The sequence below is a fragment of the Vibrio sp. 811 genome, assembly GCF_033339195.1.
The window spans coordinates 622,864-648,711 of record NZ_JAWOUB010000002.1; the positions used below are offsets into that span (position 1 = coordinate 622,864).

Below are 25,848 nucleotides of genomic sequence, written 5' to 3' on the forward strand. Positions count from 1 at the left end.
TAACGTTCTAGTAATACAACAAAGGCTGATGCTAAGTAGCATCAGCCTTTTTTTATTTCTTGAATGAAAGTTGTGATATCGCGAAAGACTTTTGCCCGCATTCTTACGTATGATGCGAAAAAAGTTAGCAAATAAAGTCTATGAGATTTAGTAAATTAATTATTCTTACCCTTCTTTCTCCAGTTGCAATAGCATCCACTAAGTCTACGGTTTCTTTTACCATCGACAACGATGGTATTTTTGGCGTCGATCAAGACTATACGAATGGTGTTTTCCTTTCTTACGCGACAGACCAACTGACACAAGAAAGCCAATGGAAATGGCTGAGTCTAGCTAACTCAGAGCACGCCAATATCGATAAAATAGAGTTGGTTCTTGGCCACAAAATGTGGACTCCAAGCGACATTGAAGCCGATTATCCACTAATCAATGATCGCCCATATGCCGGTTACCTACACACCGAAATCAACTACCTTTCCCTAACGAGTGACAAAGCTGTACGGTACAATTTCACCATAGGAGCTACGGGTGAAAGTTCGCTATCAGAAAAGGCGCAAGAAATCGTTCACGGCATAACAGGATCGACGGATCCTCAAGGTTGGGATTACCAGATTGAAGATAAAGTTGCGTTCAGCCTTGGTTACCGCGTATTTAACAAATTGATGCGCAGCGAAGAACAAAAAACACAATGGGAGATTACCAACATTAACGACATCAATGCGGGTAACTTCCGTAGTGATGTCTCTCAAGGCGTCATGTTTCGTTGGGGTACAAACCTAGCGAATAGCATCGGAGCCGCCAATATCAGCGTCGAAAGCCCTTTCTCAGCAAGTATGATCGCTCAGAACAAGTCGAGTTGGTTCTTGTTCACCGGGTTTGAAGGTCGTTACCGCTTTAATGACATGACTATCGAAGGAGATCGTCCTGGCATTCCTGAACCGTCAGCGCCATACGACGTCACACTGCAAAATTGGCAAGCAAGTGCCGTCGCGGGGGTATCTTGGTACAACCAAAATTACGGTGCAAGCATCACCTTTACAATTAAAACACCGGATTATGAAGAAGCCCAAACCGATGTTTATGGGACAGGCTCGTTCTCCGTGTTCGCCTTTTTCTAAAAACTGGATTATCCCAGCATCGAAGTCAATCTAGATACACGGCAAGTTCTCGGGGTAGGTATTAACCACCTCGTGTTCAAGCGTTTATGTAGATTGGCTCCATCTATTTTCTTTCTTCAAATAACCTTGCCTTTAGTACCGACAAAGCTGTTTTAACCCTGCTTTTTGTAATAAAATAACAGCTAGAATTTACTAGTAATGAGAGCAAAAGATGTCAACAGCTGGTCGTATTCACTCATTTGAGTCATGTGGTACCGTAGACGGACCTGGTATTCGATTTATCGTCTTCTTGCAAGGTTGTTTAATGCGCTGTAAGTATTGCCATAACCGCGATACTTGGGACACGCATGATGGCAAAGAAGTCACGGTTGAAGAAATCATTTCCGAAGCGAAAAGTTACCGCCACTTCATGAATGCATCAGGTGGTGGCGTTACTTGTTCTGGCGGCGAAGCGATGCTTCAACCGGAATTCGTACGTGATTTTTTCCGCGCAGCTAAAGCCGAGGGCATTCATACATGTCTAGATACTAACGGTTATGTTCGTAAGCACACTGATGTTATCGATGAAGTACTGGATGCAACAGACTTAGTCATGCTTGACATCAAACACATGAAAGACGAAGTGCACCAAGATCTCATCGGTGTATCCAACCGACGCACATTGGACTTTGCTCGTTACTTGCAAAAAATCGGAAAGAAAACATGGATTCGCTATGTCGTCGTGCCTGGTTACACAGATGACCCAGAAGCAGCACACATGCTTGGTGAATTTATTAAAGACATGGATAACATCGAAAAGGTCGAGTTACTTCCTTACCACAAATTAGGGGCTCATAAGTGGGAAGCGTTAGGCTTAGAATACCCACTCGAAGGCGTAAACCCGCCACCGAAAGAAACCATGGATGAAATTCAATCCATTCTTGCTCAATACAACGATAACGTAAAATACTAAGTGAACCGCAAGACTAACCTCTTTAAAATACCAGCTTATTGCTGGTATTTTTTTGATTATATCTAAGCCTTATCAGTGAGTTTCTCTGCGGTCATTTAGGTATAAAAAGAACGATAGAAATGATTGCGTCATGTTCGCATAGGAAGGAAGTAACATGGATTTGTTTAACTTAGGCTCTCTTGTTGTCTCAATTTGGATAGTAGTAGTCTACTGCCTACCAGATTGGAAAAAAGTCGTTTGGCCCAAACTGGAAAAAGAGAAAGGATTTCAGCACCTCGTTTTTGCAACGCTCTTCTTTTTCAGTATTTTATGGGCCGCTCAAGCAGGTGTAAAAGAAGGATTACAGATTCATTTTCTTGCACTAACAACGCTGACGATGATGTATGGTTGGCGCATGGCATTTCTACTCAGCATTCCCGCTATGTTGGTCAACCACCTACTACATGATGTGTCCTTGCTACTCTTACCCACGTCGTTAGTTCTATCTGCCCTAATTCCGATTTTCATTAGTTACTTAGTGTTTCTTCTGAGTTACCACTACTTGCCACGAAACATTTTTGTTTTCATCTTCGTTGCTGGATTTTTCAATGGCGCGATAACAGGAAGTCTGCACCTCATCATTAACTCTTTTTATCACCTATCAGTTGGTCACTACGATTGGGAAACCATTCAACATAACTACTTTGTTTTTGTGCCGTTGCTCGCCTTTCCAGAAGGTCTATTAAATGGTATGGCACTGGCGGTTTTAACCGTATTCAAGCCAGAGTGGCTGAGAGTATTTTCAGACCGAGACTACATATACAATCATTACCATAAATAAGTGTTTTCAAACTGGTCAAAAGTGACAGTTCTTGCCATTTTTTAGTATTAAATATGTGTTGAGATCATGTTTCACTCGTGTCTTAAGCGTTAACCTAAGCACATTAAAAATGTATTAGATATCTAGTGAGGTCACCATGGAAATGTCAAACGCTCAACGTTTGATTCTATCAAACCAATACAACCTTATGTCTCAACTTGATCCAAGTAATGCGGCCAAATACAAACGCTTACAAACGATCGTTGAACGTGGTTATGAACTACAAATGCGAGAGTTGAACAAAGATTTCGGCTGCCTCTCAGAAGCAGAGTGTCGTGAGATCATCGACGTTATGGAGATGTATCATGCGATGCAAGAGTCTTACAACATGCTAGACGATGAAGATCGCAGCAACGTGGATCAACGTCGCTTGAAGTTCTTGGGATTTGATATCGCTTCAGAAGCGCAACAAGTACATTACGTACGTTTTCTCATCGATTCTGAAGGTTTGTACCCTCAGTTTGACAAGGCAGATCATCACTTTAACAGCCAAATGCCGATGCTAGATAAATACCGCCGTATGCTGCAAACTTGGCGTAACTGCCCTCGTCAGTATCATTTATGTGAAAACGAACTAGCGCAAATCTTCAGCGCATAAAATGGTCGTCTAAGAATGAGGAGAGCGCCCGCTCTCCTTGTTATTTACCCTGTCACAAACTTATCTAAGACTTTGCTCTCTTCCTACCTCTTTCACTTGCCTTGCTCAATGTAGAACAACGAATCACTGAGACTCTTCCGTCTTTGCCAAATATTTGATTTCTATTGCACCTATTCACGACATAAATTCGTCCTTAATAAAAGAGTGATTCAAATGTCACTTTTACAATAAATTCATAATTGTTAAGCAAAATTGCAAATCCCCGACTAGGCTTAAGTAGAGAAAGGCTGTGATTGAAAAATTCATATCCACCGCTCACCGTTGTAACGAAAAAACCGTCCATAAAGCAAAGTCTTTGGTGTCGCCAATCTTACATTCTGTACGAACCAAATGTGATAACAGGACGTATATTCAAACAACAACGAGCATAACTGTTGGTGGAAAGCCTGAATCAACGTTCGTCGGTAGACTGACTATTAAAGGGGAAAGCGACATGAGTATTTTCGACCACTATCAATCAAGATATGAAGCTGCAAAAGATGAAGAGATGTCGTTACAGGAGTTTTTAGCCCTGTGTAAAGATGACAAAAGCGCTTATGCTAATGCAGCAGAACGCCTACTGATGGCGATTGGTGAACCAGAGATAATCGATACGGCAAAGGATCCGAGACTAAGCCGAATCTTCTCGAATCGTGTTATCTCTCGTTATGAAACCTTTAAAGACTTTTATGGCATGGAAGATGCCATAGAACAAATTGTGTCTTACCTAAAACATGCGGCGCAAGGCCTAGAAGAGCGTAAGCAGATTCTTTACCTACTTGGCCCTGTAGGTGGCGGTAAGTCTTCGCTTGCAGAAAAGCTTAAGGCTCTGATGGAACAGATGCCTATTTATGTTCTTACTGCTAACGGCGAACGCAGCCCAGTGAATGACCATCCGTTCTGCCTATTCAAAGCCACAGAAGATGGCGATATTTTGAAAAAAGAATATGGCATCGAGCACCGTTATCTTCGCTCGATCATGTCTCCTTGGGCCGCTAAACGTCTTCACGAGTTTGGTGGTGATATCACCAAATTTAAAGTAGTGAAAGTACGCCCTTCTATCCTTGACCAAATCGGTATTGCCAAAACTGAACCAGGCGATGAAAACAACCAAGATATCTCATCATTGGTTGGTAAAGTCGATATTCGTAAGCTTGAACACTATTCGCAAGACGATCCAGACGCTTACAGCTACTCCGGTGCGCTGTGTAAAGCAAACCAAGGTTTAATGGAATTCGTTGAGATGTTCAAAGCACCAATCAAAGTGCTTCACCCGCTGTTAACAGCAACGCAAGAAGGCAACTTCAACGGTACAGAAGGCCTTTCTGCGATTCCATTCGACGGTATGATTCTGGCTCACTCAAACGAATCTGAGTGGCAGACCTTCCGTAACAACAAGAACAATGAAGCGTTCTTGGACCGTGTTTATATTGTGAAAGTACCTTACTGTCTACGTGTTTCAGAAGAAGTCAAAATCTACCAAAAACTTCTTGAAAACAGTGAGTTGTCTCAAGCCCCTTGTTCACCAAGCACGCTCGAGACTCTGGCACAATTCAGTATTCTTTCTCGACTTAAAGAGCCTGAAAACTCGTCCATCTTCTCTAAGATGCGCGTATACGACGGTGAAACGCTGAAAGATACGGATCCAAAGGCAAAAAGCTATCAAGAGTATCGTGATTATGCTGGTGTCGATGAAGGCATGAACGGTCTCTCAACACGTTTTGCCTTTAAGATTTTGTCACGCGTATTTAACTTCGACCAAACCGAAGTGGCAGCCAACCCTGTACATCTATTCTATGTGATTGAACAACAGGTTGAGCGCGAACAGTTCCCTGCTGAAACAGCAGAGAAATATCTCGAGTTCTTGAAAGGCTACCTAGTACCTCGATACGTTGAATTTATCGGTAAAGAGATTCAGACCGCTTATCTTGAGTCTTACTCTGAGTACGGCCAAAACATCTTCGACCGATATGTCACCTATGCAGACTTCTGGATTCAAGACCAAGAGTACCGAGATCCAGAAACTGGTCAGCTATTTGATCGCTCTTCACTGAATGCTGAGCTAGAAAAGATCGAAAAAACAGCTGGTATTTCTAACCCGAAAGATTTCCGAAACGAAATCGTTAACTTTGTGCTTCGTGCGAAAGCGAATAACAATGGTCAAAACCCGGTTTGGACCAGCTACGAAAAACTGCGCACAGTAATCGAGAAGAAAATGTTCTCCAATACCGAAGAGCTACTTCCGGTTATCTCATTTAATGCGAAAACCTCTTCTGAAGATCAGAAGAAGCACGACGACTTTGTCGCTCGCATGATGGAAAAAGGCTATACCGAGAAACAGGTTCGCCTACTTTCTGAGTGGTACCTACGAGTACGTAAGTCATCCTAACCCAGTATTGAGTTAGGTCGCTTGTGAAACATGAAGAGGGCTATTTCATGGCGCAATTTATAGACCGAAGGCTCAATGGCAAGAACAAGAGCGCTGTTAATCGACAGCGCTTCTTGAAGCGCCACAAAGAGCAAATAAAAGAGTCGGTAGCAGACGCAGTGAATCGACGCTCGATTACGAATACGGAAACGGGCGAAGACGTCTCTATCCCTCACAAAGACATCAATGAGCCTATATTTCATCAAGGCAAAGGTGGTGTTCGAGAACGAGTTCATCCCGGTAACGACCAATTCATTACTGGTGATAAAATTGAGCGTCCCAAAGGTGGCGGTCAAGGTAGCGGCTCTGGAGAAGGGAACGCCAGTCCAGATGGAGAAGGCCAAGACGAATTTGTATTCCAAATATCAAAAGATGAGTACCTCGATATTTTGTTCGAAGATCTCGAGCTGCCTAATCTAGAAAAAAACCAAATTGCCAAAATCACAGAATGGAAAACGCACCGTGCAGGCTTTCAAACTGCCGGTATCCCTTCCAATATCGCCGTAGTACGCTCTCTGCAACAATCTCTTGCGCGCCGTACTGCAATGACTGCTGGTAAGAAACGACTTCTTAAAGAGTTAGAAGACGAACTTGCTCGCATCAAAAATATTGAACCTGCTCAGCAGTTTGAAGAGAACCGCTTGAAGGCTGAAATTGAAGAACTGCGCAAGAAAATCGAAAGCGTGCCGTTCATCGATACCTTCGACTTACGCTTCAAGAACTATGAGAAACGCCCGGTACCATCGAGCCAAGCGGTAATGTTCTGTCTAATGGACGTATCCGGTTCGATGGACCAGGCAACGAAAGACATCGCAAAACGCTTCTATGTTCTTTTGTACTTGTTCTTAACTCGTACCTACGAGAATGTCGAAGTCGTCTTTATCCGCCACCATACCCAAGCGAAGGAAGTGGACGAGCACGAATTTTTCTACTCACAAGAAACCGGGGGTACCATTGTATCTAGCGCGCTCAAGTTAATGGATGAAATAGTAAAAGAGCGATACCCGATTGGTCAGTGGAACATATATGCAGCTCAAGCATCCGACGGTGACAACTGGGCAGATGATTCGCCAAGATGCCGGGATCTGTTAGTGAACAAATTACTTCCAAACTGTCAGTATTACTCTTACATAGAGATCACGCGGCGATCGCACCAAACTCTATGGCATGAGTACGAAAAACTCACTGAAGAGTTTCCTAATTTCGCAATGAAAAACATTCGCTCTGTGGAGGATATTTTCCCAGTCTTTCGTGAACTATTCCAAAAAGAAACGGCGTAAGGAGGCTAGCGATGAATACCGCAACGAGAAACCTCTCAGGAGAGGCGCCTAAAAAGCGTAACAGTAAAGTGTTGCCAGATGGACCAGATTGGACATTTGAGCTGTTAGAGCGATACCACAAAGAAATTAAGCGTGTCGCGGAGCATTATCGCCTAGACACTTACCCTAACCAAATAGAAGTGATTACTTCAGAACAGATGATGGATGCCTACTCAAGTATCGGCATGCCAATCAATTACAACCACTGGTCATTTGGTAAAAAATTCATTCAAACAGAGCAGAACTATAAACATGGTCAAATGGGGTTAGCCTACGAGATTGTGATTAACTCCGACCCTTGTATTGCTTATTTGATGGAAGAAAATACGGTAACAATGCAAGCACTCGTGATAGCGCACGCGTGTTACGGCCATAACTCTTTTTTCAAAGGTAATTACCTATTCCAAACGTGGACTGACGCCAGCTCTATTATCGACTATCTGCTGTTCGCCAAAAAGTATTTAGCCGAGTGTGAAGAACGATATGGCGTAAAAGAAGTGGAAAAACTGCTCGACTCTTGTCACGCGTTAATGAACTTTGGTGTAGACCGCTACAAGCGTCCAGAGAAAATCTCAATTACAGAGGAAAAAGCAAGACAAGAAGAACGCGAAGCATACCTACAATCTCAAGTTAATGAGCTTTGGCGCACGGTACCGACAGCCAAGACGAAAGAGGAAGACATTAAAGAGCGATTCCCAAGCGAGCCTCAGGAAAACTTGCTCTACTTCTTCGAAAAACATGCGCCGTTGCTAGAGCCGTGGCAGCGTGAAGTTGTTCGGATCGTCCGTAAGATCAGTCAGTATTTTTATCCGCAAAAACAAACGCAAGTTATGAATGAGGGCTGGGCAACGTTCTGGCACTACACCATACTCAACCATCTTTATGATGAGGGCTTGGTGTCTGAAAAATTCATTCTAGAGTTCTTACATAGCCACACCAGTGTCGTGGCTCAGCCGCCTTATAACAGTCCTTACTTTAATGGCATTAACCCCTACGCGTTAGGCTTTGCCATGTTCCGAGATATTAAGCGTATCTGTGAAGAACCAACTGATGAGGACAAAGAGTGGTTTCCAGACCTAGCAGGAACCGACTGGTTAGATGCAGTGCATTTCGCGATGCATAATTTCAAAGATGAAAGCTTTATTAGCCAATACCTTTCTCCGAAATTAATGCGTGATTTCAAGCTGTTTGCGATCAACGATGATGATCATAAGAACTTTATTGAAGTCGCTGCGATACACGATGAGATGGGTTATAAACGCATTAGAGAAACCTTAGCTGCTCAGTATAACTTATCTAATCTTGAGCCAAACATTCAGGTGTTTAATGTCGATGTCCGTGGTGATAGATCGCTTACGTTGCAGTACGTTCCTCACAACCGCATCCCACTTGATGATAGTTACGAAGAAGTTCTAAAGCACGTGTACCGATTATGGGGCTTTGATGTCATTCTCCAAGAAGTGAAAGACACCGGTCACCGAGAAGTGTTAGCAACCTGCCCTAAACGGAACCAATACGACACTAACATTTAACTAATACCGCGATACAAGTAAAACAAAAAGGCTCCTAATTCAGGAGCCTTGTTTATTCTTAAATCTATATGAGCATTTGTTACGCTTGCTTTGCAACAATCGCGCGCACGGCTTCTAGGTCTTCGGGCGTATCAACCCCTGCCGCTGGTGCTTCTTTCGCTACCGCCACATGAATTTTTTCACCGTACCAAAGCACTCGCAGTTGCTCAAGACACTCAATCTGCTCTAATGCACTTGGTGCCCAGTTGACATACGTATTAATGAAACCAGCTCGATAAGCATAAATACCAATATGACGCATTAATGGGTTGGCAATGGTTTTGTCTTGTTTAGCAAAGTTATCGCGATCCCAAGGGATGGTTGCTCGACTAAAGTACATCGCATAGCCTTGCTCATCTGCGACAACTTTAACAGCGTTCGGGTTGAACACTTCCTCTTCCGAGTCTATTTCTACAGCTAACGTCGCCATCGGGGCTTCACACCCTGATAAGTTATCAGCAACCTGACGAATGATGGACGGCGGAATCAAAGGCTCATCCCCTTGCACATTAACAATGATGTGGTCTGACGGAATAGCCATCTTTTCAACAACTTCTGCAAGACGCTCCGTACCTGATTCGTGGTGGGGAGAGGTCATACAAACTTTACCACCGAATGACGAAACCGCTTTCGCAACACGCTCGTCATCAGTTGCAACGATGACATCTTCCGCACCCGCTTGTAGCGCTTGTTCATAAACCCACTGAACCATAGGCTTACCACCAATATCCGCTAGCGGTTTACCAGGCAAACGGCTCGATGCGTAGCGCGAAGGGATGACAACCGTAAAAGACATTAGCGTCCCTCATCCATGCTCATAGTGCGAGCTTCAGGCTCTAGCAGAACTGGAATACCCTCTTTGATCGGGTAAGCAAGGCGATCCAATTTGCAGATCAACTCTTGATTATCTTTATCGTACGTCAGCTTACCTTTGCAAACAGGGCAAGCTACAATCTCAAGTAGACGGTGATCCATAAGCCGCTTTAACCTCTTTTATTCTATTTAAAATTTGCTCTGCATCGTTTGATTCAAACTGGGCAGATACAGGCAGATACCACCAATTATCTTGCGCATAATGGCTGCACTTGACGGCATCTTTCTCGGTCATAATCACATTGGTCCCTTGTTGAGCCAATGCTTCTAATTCTTGTTGATCAAAGTCTTGATGGTCAGCAAAACCTTTTGTGACTTTAACATCTGCGTTCATCGAGTTTAGTGTATGAAAAAAACGCGGAGGATGCCCAATGCCCGCAAATGCGACGAGATCCTTCAACTCCGAGACATCCACATGTTGCTTAGTCTTAAGATTAATAGCTTTAGAAGGTGCTAAAGCCATTGCGATTTCGCCCGTATGCGCTTGACCGCCATTGGTGATGATAAAGTCGACTTCTTTAAGTCGCTCAATACCTTCACGTAAAGGACCTAATGGAATCAGGCTTTCATTCCCAAACCGGCGATTCCCATCCACAATCACTAACTCAATATCACGGCCTAACGCATAATGTTGTAATCCATCATCCGTAATTATGATATCCACATCCAAATCTAGCAGTGCTTTCACTGCATTTGAACGCACAGGATCTACCGCAACAGGTGCTCCTGTACGGCGATGAATCAACTTAGGTTCATCGCCACAATGCTTCGCTGGCGTATCTTCTTTTAGCACTAACGGATAGGCAGGAGCCTTTGCCCCATAACCACGAGAAACAACCCCCGGCTTAAAGCCCATTTGCTGTAGTTGCTCAACAAGCCACACAACAACTGGTGTTTTACCATTGCCACCAGCAGTGATATTGCCAACCACAACAACAGGTATAGGCGCATTATAAGCTTGCTTGCGGCCAGTTTGGTATTGCTTTCGCTTTGACTTGCTTATCGCTCCAAATAATAAACTCAGTGGCCACAAAAGCGGCCACAAGAGATATTTTATTGGATGGCTTTCAAACCAGATTTTTTCAATCACCGCGCTTATTCACCAAACTGAATACGGTGCAATTGTGCATACGCACCATTTTTCTCAATAAGCTCAGCGTGGTTGCCACGTTCAATGATGGCACCATCATCAACCACAAGAATTTCATCGGCTTTCTCGATTGTGGATAAGCGGTGCGCTATTACAAGTACCGTTTTGTCTTTTTGCAGCTCATCAAGTGCAGCTTGAATAGCTCGCTCGGATTCGGTATCCAAAGCCGAAGTTGCCTCATCAAGAATCAGCACTGGAGCATCACGCAATAGAGCTCGCGCAATCGCAACACGTTGGCGTTGACCACCAGACAAGCTAGCACCATTTTCACCAATCATCGCATCTAGTCCGCCATCCATCTTACTGATGAACTCCATCGCATGCGCGAGTGTTGCCGCTTTCTCGATATCACTGCGCTCGTATTGGCCATCCGTTGCGTACGCAATATTGTTTGCTATCGTGTCATTAAACAAATGAACATTTTGCGATACTAGTGCAAATTGCTGACGTAAATTCTTTAGCTCGTAATCACGAATATCATGCCCATCTAATGTGATAGATCCACTGCCAACATCATAGAAGCGGTTGAACAAGTTCGCGATGGTACTTTTACCTGAGCCAGAACGGCCAACTAGCGCCACCGTTTTTCCTCTTGGAATATCGAAGCTGACATTTTCCAATGCTGGTTTTTCTGCGCCAGTGTAAGTAAAGCTTACGTTTTTAACCGAAACATCGCCATTTGCGCGTTCAACTGTCAACTTACCTTCGTTTTTCTCAGGCTCGAGATCAATTAACGCGAAGAGCGTTTGGCTCGCGGCCATACCACGTTGGAACTGAGAAGTAACGTTAGTCAGCGCTTTAAGTGGGCGCATCAGACCAAACATTGCAGAGAAGACAACAGTAAATGTCCCTGGAGTCAACTGCTCTTTAATCGAATCAATACTTGCTAAATAAAGAACGGCAACAATTGCAAGTGATGCAATCATTTGGATGATAGGGTTAGCCGCCGCTTGAGCCGTCACCAACTTCATGCTTTGTTGACGCATTTGGTTGCTGACTTTTTCAAATCGTTTACGTTCGATGTCTTGGCCGCCATAGCTCAGCACAACTTTATGGCCTTTCAGCATCTGCTCTGCTGATGCAGTTACGTTACCCATCATGGTCTGCATATTTTTGGATATTTTTCTAAAACGTTTAGAAACAACACCAATACCCCATGCTACAACGGGAGCAACAGCAAACAGCACTAGCGACAATTGCCAGCTGTTGTAAAACATCAAGACTAACAGACCAATGATACTTGCGCCTTCACGGACAATGCTCACCAACGCTTGGCTAGTTGCCGCTGACACTTGCTCTGAGTCGTAGGTTATACGCGACAATAAATTGCCCGTCTTTTCCTTATCAAAGTAAGACACCGGCATATGCATAAAGTGATTGAACACCATGCGACGGACTTGCATAACTACGTTGCCAGATACCCAACTCAAACAGTAGGTGGAGACAAATCCACTTATGCCACGAATGAACATCATAGCAAAAATAATCAATGGAAGCGTGCGTAAAAAATCAGACTCAGCGTTCCCAAAACCTTCATCGAGTAGCGGTTTTAGCAAGGAAATCATATAAGTATCTGATATTGCATTAATAACTAATGCTAAAACAGCAACGATTAGGCCAGATTTATAAAGGCGTATAAATTGCCAGAGACGCTTAAACGTCTGCCAAGTCGTTTCATCAGTATTTGTTGACATAGAAGTGCTTTGTTTTCTTACATTAAGGCATTCATTCTACTCTGTTAGCGCTCATATGCCTATCCCTAGAACGTACACTAAGTTTGCTAACGTATAAGACTGCCACTTTTACCCAGTAGATCTCCAATGTGTCATTGGCTAACCTACTCTGACTCAACTGATATTCAATCTTAAATATGAAAATTGGGGGATCAAGCCTCATCGTGAAGCAAACTTGACCATCGTACCTGTTCATCTACTGATAAACATTAATAAATGTGTTATGTCCACTTAGAGAAAGTCTTTTAGTCTTTTATATTTCGCTCTATACTCTTGATATGTTCATTCTTATTTACAATAAAAAATATGCAAGTCATTCCCATTGTTCATTGCTTTGATAACAACTATGTTATTCCAGCTGCAGTAGCATTCTATTCTTTGCTTGAGAAATCAGATAAAAACTACAAATACCAGATATATGTCTTACATGAAGATATTACGCTGCTAAATCAAGAAAAATTAAAAAAAACCATACAAAAATTCAAAAACTCAGAGCTTATTTTCATTAATTTCGATGAAAATGTCGACTTTGAAAATGATTGGAAAAACATAAAGACAAAAGGTCATTACTCTAAAGCTATGTTTTACAAACTTAGTATTTCAAGTTTAATTAAAGAACATAAAAAAATGATCGTATCTGATGTCGATGTTATTTACTTAAATGACATTTCAAAAGATTTTATAGAATATAATAACAACGATGATAATAATTATATATCAGGGGTATTCTCTGTAGATAAGATCCTAAGCTATAATGATGTTTATAAAAAGAGTTTTTCTAATGAAGAGATTAGCCAACTGAAAATAGGTGCTGGATACTTTTTTATGAATGCCGATCTCATTAGAAAAGATAATTTAGAGAAAAGGTTTAAAGACTACCTCGAAAAAAACTCTCACAGATTAATACAGCCAGAACAAGACGTTCTAAACTTCTGTTGTCACCCTAGAGTTGGAAAATTACCCTTAAGAAACATGGTTTGTAACTATGTGTATAGTATGTATGACAGAAAAGAGTTTGTGGATGAGGTTAACTATACTAAAGAAGAATTATTGGATGCATATGATAATCCGATTCAACTCCATTACGCATCAAGAGTAAAACCATGGAACAAATTAGATTCTATAAAAGCTAACTTGTGGTTAGAATGTATACTTAAGACCGAGTTTTTCGAAGACTACTTTTCTAGCTTAGAGCAACTAGCCAGACCAAATGGTGAAAAGAAACTATTTAGTTTTACACTACCATTAAAAAAGAATAAAAAATTCAGGTTGGATATATTAAAAATAAAAAGCTAAAACTTACAGACCTAATTCGACATTAGGTCTTTTTATATTAGTTCCGCTACGCAGCATCTGCCTATACCAAGGCTCAAATGTATCGCTACGTTTGGTTTCTGAGCGCCAATTATCACGGTGAATAAAGAAGCTTACCTGACCACCCTCACCAGTATCAAGCCAAGTAACGCCAAGCTTTCGGTATGAAGCAACGACATTTTCCGCTGGCATTCCCCATCGATTGTTTTTTGCTAAAGAAGCAACCGCCACACTCGGGCTCACCGACTCGATAAATCGAGGATTCGATGAACTTTTACTCCCGTGGTGAGGGACTAGCATCACATCGCTTTGTAACTTTCCGGGTTCTCTAAGCAAAATCCACTCGCTAATGGCCTCAATATCACCAGTAAAAAGCATACTAAAGTTAGAAATAGGGTCAGTAAGTCGTAATACACAGGAGTGCGGATTATACGCACGTTGAACAAGTGCAGGAGGCCAGAGCACTTCCATGTTTAATCCTTGCCATTTCCATTGGTCGCCTCTAGTGCAAGGCTCATATCCGATAAAGAATTGACTACTAAGTTTACGCTGTGGAGAAAAGGCATCTTCAATGAAAAAGCGGCCGCCTGCGTGATCATTATCGGAATGGCTTAAAATCAGTGTATCTATGCTTTCATAACCTCGTTGATGCAAAACCGGAGTGACGACCTGCTCTGCGATACTGCCGCTTTGCCATGCTTTACCAGTGTCATACAGCAACACCTTGTCGTCTTTTTCTACAACCACTGCAAGGCCATGACCTACATCTAATACATCGATACGCCAATGCGGTTCATACTCCGATGCAAGCTTGATACTAATAACGATGCCGAGTAACAAATACCACGCGTACTGAGACATGAACCGTTGAAATATTAAGCAAACCACTATAGCCATAACCAGCATTGTCATTTCCATGCTAATAGGTTGCCAAGAACCTATTGCGTACTGTATTGACGTGCTCAATGGCTGTAATGACCAGTCCACCAAATGCCACAGAGGCTTCGCTATCATTTCAAGAAACAAAGATGAGAACAGGGCTAGAAACATCAAGGGTACAACGATAAATCCGAACCAAGGAATAAATACCAAGTTGTAGGCTATTGAGGACAAACTAAAACCGGAGAAGAAATGGCCACTGACAGGTACGATTAAAGCGCTCAACATCAATTGAGTAAGCAATAACGCTTTTAATCGCGCTTTCCAACCTCCCCTTTGATGTCGAATCAAATTAATTGCGAACAATACCGCACAAACGGAGAGGTATGATAACCAAAAGCTCATACTGTAGGATGCAAAAGGTTGGACAAGCAGTTGTAGAGATACTGCAAGCAAAAGAACTCGCCAAGAAGTCCAGTGCACCAGAGTATACTTCAGGAGAACGTAAACAACGCATACCGACACTGCTCGCGTAGTAGGCAGAGAGAAATCCGCTAACCAAGCGTAGGCAACAGCGAAGATCAGCCCATATAAGCTAGGTAACAACTGGTATTGGGGTAATAGATAACGAACGGTACCGCCCACGACTAGCCCAAAAGTAAACGCCATACCAATATGTAAACCAGAAATGGAGACCAAATGCAGTAAACCACTGTCCCTGAGCGCTTGCCAATCTTCCTTAGACAACCAAGAACGGTCAGCAAAAACTAACGCACTTATTAACGAGAAATGATGAAGGGAAGACACATCATCAGCGACATCGGCAATAATGGATTGACGCAGAGATACATTAGAACGAACAATCCACTTAGCATCTTTGTTAACAACCGCTTGGGCGATAATATTTTTACCCATCGCGTGCTTTTCAGCATCAAAGCCAGCTTCGTTGCGTAGACCTGTAATCGGCTTTAACGAGATGGATGTCGTAAACTCACTGTTAACATCGAGTGGAAAAGGCGTAATAAGACGGATTTTAGGTTTAAGAAAAGGTAACAGAGTTTGAGAATTTACCGCTTCTATCGCGACAATACCTTCATAACCGTGACTTATTTGCGTAAAAGGGCTGTCAACTTTACCAATTATGGTAATATTCTCCCCTGCTTGAAAAAGGGCTTGTCTCTGAGACTCCAATACATTGCCGTGGACGATGACAACCATAAAGCCCGCAATTGCGCCTATGCTAATTAAGCCACGACGTAATTTGATTATTGAGCCAGTGGTTATTATTCCCAGCAGCAACCAACGCCAATCTGGTATTGTCGGCCACCAAGCTGACGAGATTACGCTCGCTACAAATAACGCCAAGGTCCAACTTTTTTCTGAGAGAGTCATGCTGTCCTATGCCTAGAAAGCTGATAAAACGCTTCATGCCAGATCATGAATTGATCAAACGCCAAAAAGCATTGAAGGTCTTCGGCAATGTGTTGTACAACCCAAACTTGTGGTGCTTAAACCGCCGCTCGGCATCAGGGGCTTTTGCTGTCGGGTTATTTATGGCTTTTGTTCCGCTGCCGAGCCAAATGATCATGGCCGCTGGTTTGGCCATTATGTTGGGTGTCAATCTGCCCCTCTCCGTCGCTTTGGTATGGATCAGCAATCCTATCACTATGCCTGTGCTATTTTACTTTGCGTACAAGCTAGGTGCTCTAGTGATGCGTCTTCCCCCGCAACCTTTTCACTTTGAACTATCGTGGGAATTCATCATGCAGCAAATGAGCACCATTGGACCTCCATTTCTATTGGGCTGCGCAATTTGTGGGGTTGTATCCGCGATTATTGGCTACTTCGGAATTCGAGGGCTTTGGCGCTACTCAGTGGTACGGAGCTGGCAAAAACGCAAAATAAGATAAGACCTTACTGCGTAAAAATCAGCATTTGAGCTATCAGTTGAGGGGCATCTAACAGTTAGAATGAAACGCGATGTTACTCAAGTCGGATAAATACAAAAAAGGACCGAATTCGGTCCTTTTTGTTTTTCGCATACTGTAAAACAATCAGCTATTTAGAACTCAGTACAGCCGCCGGATTCAACCTTGCGGCACGCGAAGCAGGATACCACGTCGCAAGTAAACTAAGCACTATCGCCGTCACTGACACCAATGCCACATCTGGCCAGTGTAGTTGTGATGGTAAGAAGTCGACGAAGTAAATATCACCCGATAAAAACTGATGACCAATTAAGCTCTCTAACCCTTTAATTAACGGAGTCAGGTTTAACGCCACTAAGACACCGATAACACTGCCGACGAGACTGCCAAATACACCAGAGAATACACCTTGCCAAACAAAGATCCGTTTGATTAGGCTATCTTTTGCTCCCATTGTTCGCAAAATTGCAATTTCCGCCGCTCGGTCTTTCACTGCCATCATCAACGTAGACACAATATTAAAACATGCCACGCCAATCACCAGTACCATCACCAAGTACATAATGGTGCGCACGAGCTGAATATCGCGATACAAAAAACCAAACTTTTGCTGCCAGCTTTTCAAATACACGTAAACATCAACCATGCTACCAACCTCGCGAACAATAGAAGGCGCATTGAGAACATCGTCAGTTTTTAGTGAAATGCCTGTGACCCCTTCCCCTAACCTCGCGTATTGCTGCGCATCAGCTAATGGTACTAACGCTAGAGAGTGGTCGATTTGGCCATTCAACGTTAAGAACCCTGACACCTTCACGCGCACACGCTTAGGAGCCTGCACTTTATTTGCGCCGCCTGTTTGCGGAATCATTAACGTAACATAATCCCCCACGGCGACATTTAGCTCGTTTGCTACACCTCGGCCTAAGATCACTTGCTGCTGACCGGCATAAAAGTTTTGCCAAGCTGCTTGGTCAATAAAATTCGATAAGCTCGACACCGCTTGCTCGAAAGTAGGCTCTACACCACGAACTTCTATCGCTTTTAGCTTACTGCCTTTTTCTGCCAAGCCCGTAAAACGAACATACGGTGCTGCCGCAACAACATGTTCATGTTTTAGAGCTTGATTCATCGTTTTGGTGTAGTCATGAAGTGGTCCATTAACACCTTCTAACTCGCCGTGTGGGATCACAGACAACACACGCGATTGCAGCTCGCGCTCAAAGCCATTCATTGCAGACAAACCGATAATGATCACAGCAACGCCAACCGCAATACCAATGGTCGAAGAAAGCGATATGAAAGACACCATCTTGTTGCGCTTTTTCGCTCGACTGAAGCGACCACCAATAATCAAAGCTAAAGAGGTAAACAAAACTAGCCCTCCGCAGATGCTGTATCAGTCACAAAACGATCTACGAGCAAACCATCTTGCATGTGCATTTGACGATCCATTTTTGCTGCCAGCTCTTTGTCATGCGTGACAACCAAAAATGCAATGTTTGACTCTTTATTGAGCTCGCGCATCAAATCATAGATAGACAGTGCCGTATTGTGATCTAAGTTCCCCGTAGGTTCATCAGCCAAGACCAGATCAGGTTTATTCACCAATGCACGCGCAATCGCAACACGCTGACGCTCACCGCCCGATAACTCGGAGGGTCTATGTTGCATCCGATGATTCAAACCAACTTTATCTAACAGCGCTTTAGCCGCCTGTTTTGCATCCGCTACTTTAGCACCGCCAATCATCAGTGGCATCGCCACATTTTCAAGCGCAGTAAAGTCAGCCAATAAGTGATGAAACTGGTATACAAAACCAAGGTGCTTGTTGCGTAATGCCGCCTGTTTGTTCGAGCTCAAAGCTGATAAGTTTTGCCCTAGAAAATCAACTTCACCATGAGTTGCGTCATCTAACGCACCTAAAATATGCAATAAGGTACTTTTTCCCGAACCAGAAGAGCCAACAATAGAAACCAACTCCCCTTTGTCGATATCGAAACTTACGCCTTTCAACACTTCCGTATCTAACGAACCCTCTCGGTAGACTTTACGAATATCACGACATTCTAATAGCTTATTCATAGCGAAGTGCCTCAGCAGGTTTAACAGAAGATGCTCGATAAGAAGGATAAAGCGTAGCAGCAAGGCTAAGAGCAATCGCCAACACCACCACTAAAAGAATTTGCATTGAATCAATCAAGATGGGTAGATGACCACCAAAGCTGAATAGCGCCACACCAGCAGATTCAAGAATCGCATTTAGATTAAGTGACAAGATCACGCCCGCAGCGCCACCAACAATCGCGCCAATTACACCACTGCTTGCACCTTGCACCATGAAAATGGTCATCACTTGAGATTGAGTCATGCCTTGAGTTTTCAATATTGCGACTTCTGATTGTTTCTCCATTACCACCATGATCAAAGCGGAGATAATATTGAATGCAGCGACACCCACAATTAGACCTAGCATAAGTCCCATCATGTTCTTTTCCATTTTCACCGCTTGGAAAAGCTCACCACGCTGTTCGCGCCAATCACTCCATTCCCATCCATCAGGCATGGGTTGGTCAGCAAAATCCGTCACCATAAATGGGTCAGAGAAAAAGACACGCCAACCAGAAACCGTGTATTTAGGGAAACGCATCAGCTTAGATGCATCCGTCATGTTCACAATCATTAATTGACCATCAACGTCCGATCCCGTATTGAAAATGCCTGAGACAGTGAAGTTTCGCTGGCTAGGAATACGACCAAGTGGGGTAAACTGCGTCGCGTTGGTCACCATCAAGCGTACTTTATCCCCGATTGAGACCTTTAGTGAACGTGCCAAACTGTGACCCAAAAATACATTGTAGTCACCTGCTTGAAGTGACGATAATCGTCCGGCAATCAAATGGTTGCTAATCGGATCGCCTTTCTTAGGTTCAATACCGATGAGGTAACCAGCCGTCAGCTGTGCAGAACTCTGAATAACAGCCTCTCCTCTAACGATAGGTTCCGGCTCGGATTCACTCGACATCGCTTGAACAAATGGAGGGGCAGACTCGGTCATAGGCGTTTTTCCATCGTGTTGCGAAACAACGGCATGAGGTAGCACACCTAAAATGCGTTCTTTTAACTGCGATTCAAACCCGTTCATCACAGAAAGAGCCGTCACCAACGCCATTACACCGATCGTAATACCCGCCGTCGACATATAAGAAACAAATCGGCTGAACCTATCTCCAGAGCGTCCCCGAAGATACCTTAAGCCAATAAACAATGAGATAGGATGATACATATAAGACAAACCAACTGGTTGTTTTGATATAAAGCTTTAGCGGATTATCTTACCTTACTCTTCTCATTAAGAAGACAAGAGAATCGCTAAATTTGTCAACGACATGCAATAAGTCTGTATTTAGGGCAAAAAGTTCAAGGACAAATCGGCTAAACTTGATAACTTCATTCAGTTAGCGATAATCAGTGCCCTATTTCTCTTTGTTTGTTGAGTGAGCAAGGAGCGCTCACTGGCAAAAGGATCGACTATATGACAGAGCAAGAATACTTTACCGTCCATCATAACCTCACCATCAACGTCGAAACGTTGAGTGCGGACTTTGCTTTGCCAGATGAAGAAACATTTGCCTCCGAAATTCCAGCACCATTTATTGTCGCCAGTGAATTTAGTCACTTAGATATGTTGGCAGACAACGCGCGTCTAGAGCTGAAAAACAAAGAGTTAAAGCATGTGATCAACTTGCTTGATACGCAAAACGCGAAACTTAACCTCTTGTTGAGCTTTATGCTTTCACAACAAGATGACGCCTCCATTCGCTATCAAACGACGCAGTTTGGTGCTAGTCAACTCAGTTTCCGCTCAGATACAGCGTTAACTACTCAACAACTCGTTCGTGTTAAACTGTTCCTCGATCACCCTGCTGCGGCGATTTACTGTTACGCTCAAGTAGAAGAATGTGATGCTTCAGAGCAAGATTTCATTATCACGCTTAGATACAAGATGCTCCGAGAATCTGATCAAGATTTACTGATAAAGGCGGCACTGTATCAACAACAAAAACTTTTACGTCAGCGCTCGATGGAGCGAGATAAAAAATAATTCCTATGACAAAAGCAACGATTCTTTCCGTCACCAACCCTTCAGAGCGTGGCGACAAAAAACAGCTAGGTAATTTGCCGGGCGCAGCTCTACCTCTAGCCATTGCAGAGCTAGCCAAGCAGCATTCGAGTCACTCGCTACTCGTTGTGCCTGACCCGCAAATCGCTTTAAAGCTTCAGGCAGAGATTGAGCAATTCACCGACCAAACGGTAAGCCTATTCCCCGACTGGGAAACGCTGCCTTACGATAACTTTTCTCCGCATCAAGAAATCATCTCTGAACGTATCGCACGCCTATACCAACTGCCAAGTCAACGTGATGGCATAACCATCGTCCCGGTCAGTACAGTATTGCAACGCCAATCGCCACGTGATTTTTTGTTGCAACACACTTTAATGGTGAAAACTGGTGATCGAATCTCGCTAGAGAAGTTACGTGTACAACTTGAAAATTCAGGCTACCGCCATGTAGATCAAGTATTTGGGCCAGGTGAATATGCAAGTCGTGGGTCTATTCTGGATCTCTTTCCTATGGGCAGCAATGACCCGTACCGCATCGACTTCTTTGATGATGAAATAGATACCATTCGCACGTTTGATCCAGAGAACCAACGCTCTATCGACGATATTCAGCAAATCCAATTGCTGCCTGCACATGAGTTCCCAACCACTAAAGAAGCGATTGAAGATTTCCGTACACGTTGGCGCACCCAGTTCGACGCACGCCGCGAGCCTGAATCAATCTACATGCAAGTGACCAAAGGCACGTGGCCCGCTGGTATTGAGTATTGGCAGCCGCTGTTTTTTGACCATACCGAGACTTTATTTGAATATTTGCCAGAAGACTCTCAAGTCATCACATATGGTGATATCGAATCTGCGGTCGATACTTTCTTAACCGATGTCGAATATCGATACGACCAGAAAAAAGTTGATCCGCTGCGTCCTCTTTTGGCTCCTGAACAGCTTTGGTTGAAAAAAGACGAACTTTTCAGTCAACTAAAACAGCTCCCTATCGCTCAATTGAGCCTAGATAAAGTGGTTAAGCGTGCCGGTCGTCAAAACCTACCCGTACAATCGTTAGCCGAGCTTGGCGTTCAGCAACAAAATAAAGAGCCGCTCTCGCGCCTTCGTCAGTTTAGTGAGCAATTCAGCGGAAAAATCGTTTTCTCGGTAGAGTCAGAAGGTCGTCGTGAAGCACTAACGGAGCTGTTGCAAGGCATCAAAGTTCGGCCGGTCGTACATGGCTCACTTTACCAAGCTCTAGACTCGGGTGATCGATTCAGCTTGATCTTAGGCGCAGCAGAGCATGGTTTCATTCACGAAGAGCTGAACTTCGCTCTGATCTGTGAAAGTGATCTACTCGGTGACCGTGTTCTCCAGCGACGCCGCAAAGATAAAAAAGCCGTCAACAGTGACACCGTTATTCGCCATCTTGCGGAACTAAAACCCGGTCAACCTGTGGTTCATATTGATCACGGTATTGGCCGCTACATCGGTTTACAAACACTTGAAGCCGGTGGCATGAAAACGGAATACGTCACCCTTGAGTATCAAAACGATGCCAAGCTCTACGTGCCAGTTTCATCACTGAATCTTATCAGCCGTTATTCTGGCGGCGCTGAAGAGAGTGCGCCACTGCATAAATTAGGTGGTGAAGCGTGGGCAAAAGCACGTCGTAAAGCGGCAGAAAAAGTGCGTGATGTCGCAGCAGAATTGCTGGATGTGTATGCTAAACGAGAATTAAAACCTGGCTTCAAATTTGAGCTAGATCGTGGGCAATACGCAACATTTAAAGCAACATTCCCGTTTGAAGAAACAGATGACCAAGCGATGGCCATCAATGCCGTATTGTCAGACATGTGCCAGGCAAAAGCGATGGATCGCTTAGTGTGTGGTGACGTGGGCTTTGGTAAAACGGAAGTCGCTATGCGCGCAGCATTTGTCGCAACGGATAATAGTAAACAGGTCGCCGTACTCGTACCAACAACCTTGCTTGCTCAGCAGCATTTCGAAAACTTCCGTGACCGTTTTGCCAACTTACCAATCCGAGTTGAAGTACTGTCTCGTTTTAAATCTGCCAAAGAACAAAAAGTCATTTTGCAAGACGTTGCCGATGGTAAAGTCGATATTGTCGTTGGTACGCATAAGCTGCTTTCGAGCGACATTAAATTCAAAGATTTAGGTTTGTTGATCGTTGATGAGGAACACCGCTTTGGGGTTCGTCAAAAAGAAAAGGTCAAAGCAATGCGTGCGGATGTGGACATTCTTACCCTCACCGCAACACCAATTCCACGCACACTGAATATGGCAATGAGTGGCATGCGAGACCTGTCGATCATCGCGACACCTCCTGCACGCCGTTTAGCCATTAAAACCTTTGTTCGACAAAAAGAAGAGCCAGTGGTCCGTGAAGCGGTACTGCGTGAAATTATGCGTGGTGGTCAGGTTTACTTCCTGCACAATCAGGTTGAAACCATTGAAAAAACGGCAGAAGACTTACAGAAACTCATCCCAGAGGCACGTATTACCGTGGCTCATGGTCAAATGCGCGAGCGCGAACTTGAGCGAATCATGAATGACTTCTACCATCAGCGCTTTAATGTGTTGGTGTGTACAACCATCATCGAAACCGGTATCGACGTACCAACGGCGAATACCATAATCATGGATCGTGCGGACAATCTTGGCTTGGCGCAGTTGCATCAATTACGTGGCCGTGTTGGACGTTCGCACCATCAAGCCTATGCTTACTTATTAACGCCACATCCAAAAGCCATGACCAAAGATGCCATCAAGCGTCTTGATGCGATTGCTTCACTGGAAGACTTAGGTGCTGGCTTTACGTTAGCAACCCACGATTTAGAAATCCGTGGTGCTGGTGAGCTGCTTGGTGATGAGCAAAGTGGGCAAATTCAATCCGTTGGTTTTACACTTTATATGGAAATGCTGGAACAAGCAGTGCAAGCATTAAAAGAAGGCAAGGAGCCATCTTTGGATGAGCTGCTTCGTGAGCAAACTGAAGTGGAAATGCGAATCCCAGCGCTCTTACCAGATGATTACATTCCGGATGTAAACACACGACTGTCGATGTACAAACGCATTGCGAGTGTCACAAGCAGTGATGAACTATCAGAGCTAAAAGTGGAACTGATTGATCGCTTTGGTTTGCTTCCAGACGCAACAAAGAACTTACTTGCCGTCTCAGAATTGAAAATTTCGGCTGGTAGTTTAAAAGCGAAAAAGATAGAAGCCCATGATAAAGGTGGATTTATCGAGTTTTACCCTGATGCTGACATAAATCCAGCGTATTTAGTTAAACTGCTGCAATCACAGCCGCAAAAATTTGCAATGGAAGGTCCAACTAAGTTCAAGTTTAGCGTACCATTGGTGGACCGACGTAAACGCATTCAGTTTGTTCAAGACTTACTGAATGATTTTAAACAGAATTTATTACCAACGAGCTAATAGTCGAATGAGAATACTGATCCCGTTATTGCTTCTATGTGTCTCAATGCCCTCTTGGGCACAGCGCCAATTTGATATTGAAGTGATCATTTTCAAGCGAGCAGTCGACGCTGAAAGCACAACAGAATCTTGGCCGAATCAACTGCCAAAAATCGATATGGAAAATGTCGGTAGCCTAGAGAGTGAATCCTACCGCCGCTCTAAAGGCGTGACACTTTTGCCAAGTTCTTCTTTCCGTCTCAACGCGCAAGAAGCGGCACTAAATAATCATGCCGGCTTTAAAGTGCTTAAACACGTAGCCTGGCGTCAAGGTGACCGAGGTAAATCTAGCGCCCCAATTTTCCGCATCGTTGGCGGGCGAGATTTCTCTGATTCTTATCAAGCAGATGGCCGCCCAATCAATGGCAATCAAACATTTTCCAGCGACGGTTACAGTGAAGAGACGGTCAATGGCCCTTTATATGAACTAGATGGTCGATTCCAAATATACGTACAGCATTACCTCTTCGCCGAAACAACACTAGATCTGCGCGAACCAAGTGTTAGAGAGGTGCGTTTTGAACCAACCTCAACAGAGCAATTGGCGGATGACTTAGGTGAAGTAGATGGTAACGTCCAAGTCGGTAACTTGGCAGAAATATCGCCGACAGTAACCGAAGAGAAATTCCTGAAGAGTTATCGAATGGATCAAAAACGTCGTATGCGTAGCAGCGAGACTCATTACCTAGATAACCCGTTGATGGGTATGATCATTCAAGTTCGTCGGGTTCGATAAGCACGAGCAGTTCGACAAAGCGCAGCAAAGCTGCGCTTTGTTTTTATCTGCTATACCTCAGTTATTCCTAACCAACGCAGAGCAAGGAAAATAGCTGCGTTCAAGTATAAATAGACAGCTTTCAATTTACTTACACTCAACATGGAAGTCGTATTAGTTCATGAGTCCAGACTTTGAAATCATTGCGCCCCGCTTAGCGCTCAAGCTCATCCCTGCTGAAGAAGCACATTCACTACAACGATTACTTGCAGAATCCCCTTCGCTGCACCAATGGCTTGACTGGTGTGATAAAAACGTCACATTGAAAACCGCGCAGGACTTTCTGTTGGCAACCCGTCTTAACTGGGTCAAAACTGAGGCTTTTGGTTTCGGTATCTATGAGCGGCAAAGTAACACTTTGGTTGGAATGGCAGCGGTTAATGAGTTATATCATACGTTTAATATGGCGAGTATTGGTTACTGGGTTGCCGACCGCTATCAACGGCAAGGCTATGCCCAAGAAGCCGTTAAAGCCTTAGCAGAATTCTGCTTCGCAAAGCTAAGTTTAACTCGACTAGAGATTGTTTGTGACCCCGACAACGAAGCTAGCCAAGCCTTAATTGAGTCCGTCGGTGCACAAAAAGAAGCCATCGCCAGAAACCGGTTTATTTTTCAGGGTAAGCCTAAAGATGGCGTTGTGTTCTCACTTTTACCGACAGATCTAACATAAACAAAAAGCCACCGACTTGCGGTGGCTTCTG

At 43.8% G+C, this 25,848-nt stretch carries 21 protein-coding genes; 13 read left to right on the plus strand and 8 right to left on the minus strand.

Translation table 11 applies throughout. The annotated features are described in order from the left end of the window. The first annotated feature begins 140 nt into the window (after window positions 1-140). From R7Q46_RS06610 to R7Q46_RS06640, 7 genes are all read left to right on the plus strand, one after another. On the plus strand, window positions 141-1,118 hold the full coding sequence (locus R7Q46_RS06610; protein WP_213871532.1) for a lipid A deacylase LpxR family protein: 978 nt from the start codon (window positions 141-143) through the stop codon (window positions 1,116-1,118). A 211-nt stretch (window positions 1,119-1,329) separates the two neighbouring features. Next, a complete protein-coding gene (pflA, locus tag R7Q46_RS06615; RefSeq protein ID WP_005378444.1) occupies window positions 1,330-2,070 on the plus strand; it encodes a pyruvate formate lyase 1-activating protein in 741 nt (246 codons plus the stop codon). A 154-nt stretch (window positions 2,071-2,224) separates the two neighbouring features. Next, window positions 2,225-2,890, plus strand: coding sequence for an energy-coupling factor ABC transporter permease (locus R7Q46_RS06620; RefSeq protein ID WP_053303246.1), 666 nt, complete (start codon window positions 2,225-2,227; stop codon window positions 2,888-2,890). A 136-nt stretch (window positions 2,891-3,026) separates the two neighbouring features. Beyond that, window positions 3,027-3,527 carry a YfbU family protein gene (locus R7Q46_RS06625; RefSeq protein ID WP_005378446.1) on the plus strand — a complete coding sequence of 167 codons (501 nt, stop codon included), beginning with the start codon at window positions 3,027-3,029 and terminating at the stop codon, window positions 3,525-3,527. Between the two features lie 493 nt (window positions 3,528-4,020). Then, window positions 4,021-5,955, plus strand: coding sequence for a PrkA family serine protein kinase (locus R7Q46_RS06630; protein WP_005378447.1), 1,935 nt, complete (start codon window positions 4,021-4,023; stop codon window positions 5,953-5,955). 47 nt (window positions 5,956-6,002) lie between these two features. Beyond that, window positions 6,003-7,274 carry a YeaH/YhbH family protein gene (locus R7Q46_RS06635; protein WP_005378448.1) on the plus strand — a complete coding sequence of 424 codons (1,272 nt, stop codon included), beginning with the start codon at window positions 6,003-6,005 and terminating at the stop codon, window positions 7,272-7,274. A gap of 11 nt (window positions 7,275-7,285) precedes the next feature. Then, complete coding sequence (locus R7Q46_RS06640; protein ID WP_005378449.1) at window positions 7,286-8,845, plus strand: SpoVR family protein; 1,560 nt, start codon at window positions 7,286-7,288, stop codon at window positions 8,843-8,845. A gap of 79 nt (window positions 8,846-8,924) precedes the next feature. Here the strand turns inward: R7Q46_RS06640 and kdsB are convergent, their stop codons facing one another. Genes kdsB through msbA form a run of 4 tightly spaced genes read right to left on the minus strand, consistent with a single transcriptional unit; the run spans window position 8,925 to window position 12,601 of the window. Continuing rightward, window positions 8,925-9,680: a 3-deoxy-manno-octulosonate cytidylyltransferase gene (gene kdsB / locus R7Q46_RS06645; protein WP_053349434.1), complete on the minus strand. Its 756-nt coding sequence runs from the start codon at window positions 9,678-9,680 to the stop codon at window positions 8,925-8,927. Next, on the minus strand, window positions 9,680-9,859 hold the full coding sequence (locus tag R7Q46_RS06650) for a Trm112 family protein (RefSeq protein ID WP_005378451.1): 180 nt from the start codon (window positions 9,857-9,859) through the stop codon (window positions 9,680-9,682). The genes kdsB and R7Q46_RS06650 overlap by 1 nt, the downstream gene beginning before the upstream one ends. Next, on the minus strand, window positions 9,840-10,847 hold the full coding sequence (gene lpxK, locus R7Q46_RS06655; RefSeq protein ID WP_054729263.1) for a tetraacyldisaccharide 4'-kinase: 1,008 nt from the start codon (window positions 10,845-10,847) through the stop codon (window positions 9,840-9,842). Before lpxK ends, R7Q46_RS06650 begins: the two co-directional genes overlap by 20 nt. Window positions 10,848-10,852: 5 nt before the next feature. Further along, on the minus strand, window positions 10,853-12,601 hold the full coding sequence (gene msbA / locus R7Q46_RS06660; protein ID WP_104978934.1) for a lipid A ABC transporter ATP-binding protein/permease MsbA: 1,749 nt from the start codon (window positions 12,599-12,601) through the stop codon (window positions 10,853-10,855). Window positions 12,602-12,946: 345 nt separating this feature from the next. Here msbA and R7Q46_RS06665 point away from each other — a divergent pair, with 345 nt between their 5' ends. Beyond that, window positions 12,947-13,936, plus strand: a complete 990-nt coding sequence (locus R7Q46_RS06665; protein ID WP_104978932.1) for a glycosyltransferase family 8 protein — start codon at window positions 12,947-12,949, stop codon at window positions 13,934-13,936. Window positions 13,937-13,939: 3 nt separating this feature from the next. Here the strand turns inward: R7Q46_RS06665 and R7Q46_RS06670 are convergent, their stop codons facing one another. Continuing rightward, complete coding sequence (locus R7Q46_RS06670; protein WP_318077403.1) at window positions 13,940-16,225, minus strand: DNA internalization-related competence protein ComEC/Rec2; 2,286 nt, start codon at window positions 16,223-16,225, stop codon at window positions 13,940-13,942. 8 nt (window positions 16,226-16,233) lie between these two features. Here R7Q46_RS06670 and R7Q46_RS06675 point away from each other — a divergent pair, with 8 nt between their 5' ends. Then, entirely contained in the window at window positions 16,234-16,743 is a 510-nt protein-coding gene (locus R7Q46_RS06675; RefSeq protein WP_005387834.1) for a DUF2062 domain-containing protein, read from the plus strand. A gap of 148 nt (window positions 16,744-16,891) precedes the next feature. Here the strand turns inward: R7Q46_RS06675 and lolE are convergent, their stop codons facing one another. From lolE to lolC, 3 genes are read right to left on the minus strand one after another with little or no spacing between them, the layout of a single operon-like run. After that, a complete protein-coding gene (lolE, locus tag R7Q46_RS06680; RefSeq protein WP_318077404.1) occupies window positions 16,892-18,136 on the minus strand; it encodes a lipoprotein-releasing ABC transporter permease subunit LolE in 1,245 nt (414 codons plus the stop codon). Between the two features lie 2 nt (window positions 18,137-18,138). Further along, window positions 18,139-18,846: a lipoprotein-releasing ABC transporter ATP-binding protein LolD gene (gene lolD / locus R7Q46_RS06685; RefSeq protein WP_054700735.1), complete on the minus strand. Its 708-nt coding sequence runs from the start codon at window positions 18,844-18,846 to the stop codon at window positions 18,139-18,141. Next, on the minus strand, window positions 18,839-20,047 hold the full coding sequence (gene lolC / locus R7Q46_RS06690) for a lipoprotein-releasing ABC transporter permease subunit LolC (protein ID WP_175413435.1): 1,209 nt from the start codon (window positions 20,045-20,047) through the stop codon (window positions 18,839-18,841). Before lolC ends, lolD begins: the two co-directional genes overlap by 8 nt. Window positions 20,048-20,296: 249 nt before the next feature. Here lolC and R7Q46_RS06695 point away from each other — a divergent pair, with 249 nt between their 5' ends. The 4 genes from R7Q46_RS06695 (at window position 20,297) to R7Q46_RS06710 (ending at window position 25,817) form a co-directional block, all read left to right on the plus strand. Further along, on the plus strand, window positions 20,297-20,866 hold the full coding sequence (locus R7Q46_RS06695) for a hypothetical protein (protein WP_017634743.1): 570 nt from the start codon (window positions 20,297-20,299) through the stop codon (window positions 20,864-20,866). A gap of 5 nt (window positions 20,867-20,871) precedes the next feature. Next, on the plus strand, window positions 20,872-24,333 hold the full coding sequence (gene mfd / locus R7Q46_RS06700) for a transcription-repair coupling factor (RefSeq protein ID WP_318077405.1): 3,462 nt from the start codon (window positions 20,872-20,874) through the stop codon (window positions 24,331-24,333). Between the two features lie 7 nt (window positions 24,334-24,340). Next, window positions 24,341-25,108, plus strand: coding sequence for a peptidoglycan binding protein CsiV (locus R7Q46_RS06705; protein ID WP_021707672.1), 768 nt, complete (start codon window positions 24,341-24,343; stop codon window positions 25,106-25,108). A 160-nt stretch (window positions 25,109-25,268) separates the two neighbouring features. Continuing rightward, window positions 25,269-25,817 (plus strand): GNAT family N-acetyltransferase, encoded by a 549-nt coding sequence (locus R7Q46_RS06710; protein ID WP_005387823.1) that lies wholly within the window; start codon window positions 25,269-25,271, stop codon window positions 25,815-25,817. Window positions 25,818-25,848 lie beyond the last annotated feature (31 nt).

What these genes read in the sequence shown, in the direction of transcription:
- R7Q46_RS06610 (WP_213871532.1), top strand. Translation starts at nt 141, where the DNA reads ATGAGATTTAGTAAATTAATTATTCTTACCCTTCTTTCTCCAGTTGCA.
- pflA (WP_005378444.1), top strand. Translation starts at nt 1,330, where the DNA reads ATGTCAACAGCTGGTCGTATTCACTCATTTGAGTCATGTGGTACCGTA.
- R7Q46_RS06620 (WP_053303246.1), top strand. Translation starts at nt 2,225, where the DNA reads ATGGATTTGTTTAACTTAGGCTCTCTTGTTGTCTCAATTTGGATAGTA.
- R7Q46_RS06625 (WP_005378446.1), top strand. Translation starts at nt 3,027, where the DNA reads ATGGAAATGTCAAACGCTCAACGTTTGATTCTATCAAACCAATACAAC.
- R7Q46_RS06630 (WP_005378447.1), top strand. Translation starts at nt 4,021, where the DNA reads ATGAGTATTTTCGACCACTATCAATCAAGATATGAAGCTGCAAAAGAT.
- R7Q46_RS06635 (WP_005378448.1), top strand. Translation starts at nt 6,003, where the DNA reads ATGGCGCAATTTATAGACCGAAGGCTCAATGGCAAGAACAAGAGCGCT.
- R7Q46_RS06640 (WP_005378449.1), top strand. Translation starts at nt 7,286, where the DNA reads ATGAATACCGCAACGAGAAACCTCTCAGGAGAGGCGCCTAAAAAGCGT.
- kdsB (WP_053349434.1), bottom strand. Translation starts at nt 9,680, where the DNA reads ATGTCTTTTACGGTTGTCATCCCTTCGCGCTACGCATCGAGCCGTTTG.
- R7Q46_RS06650 (WP_005378451.1), bottom strand. Translation starts at nt 9,859, where the DNA reads ATGGATCACCGTCTACTTGAGATTGTAGCTTGCCCTGTTTGCAAAGGT.
- msbA (WP_104978934.1), bottom strand. Translation starts at nt 12,601, where the DNA reads ATGTCAACAAATACTGATGAAACGACTTGGCAGACGTTTAAGCGTCTC.
- R7Q46_RS06665 (WP_104978932.1), top strand. Translation starts at nt 12,947, where the DNA reads ATGCAAGTCATTCCCATTGTTCATTGCTTTGATAACAACTATGTTATT.
- R7Q46_RS06670 (WP_318077403.1), bottom strand. Translation starts at nt 16,225, where the DNA reads ATGACTCTCTCAGAAAAAAGTTGGACCTTGGCGTTATTTGTAGCGAGC.
- R7Q46_RS06675 (WP_005387834.1), top strand. Translation starts at nt 16,234, where the DNA reads ATGCCTAGAAAGCTGATAAAACGCTTCATGCCAGATCATGAATTGATC.
- lolD (WP_054700735.1), bottom strand. Translation starts at nt 18,846, where the DNA reads ATGAATAAGCTATTAGAATGTCGTGATATTCGTAAAGTCTACCGAGAG.
- lolC (WP_175413435.1), bottom strand. Translation starts at nt 20,047, where the DNA reads ATGTATCATCCTATCTCATTGTTTATTGGCTTAAGGTATCTTCGGGGA.
- R7Q46_RS06695 (WP_017634743.1), top strand. Translation starts at nt 20,297, where the DNA reads ATGACAGAGCAAGAATACTTTACCGTCCATCATAACCTCACCATCAAC.
- mfd (WP_318077405.1), top strand. Translation starts at nt 20,872, where the DNA reads ATGACAAAAGCAACGATTCTTTCCGTCACCAACCCTTCAGAGCGTGGC.
- R7Q46_RS06705 (WP_021707672.1), top strand. Translation starts at nt 24,341, where the DNA reads ATGAGAATACTGATCCCGTTATTGCTTCTATGTGTCTCAATGCCCTCT.
- R7Q46_RS06710 (WP_005387823.1), top strand. Translation starts at nt 25,269, where the DNA reads ATGAGTCCAGACTTTGAAATCATTGCGCCCCGCTTAGCGCTCAAGCTC.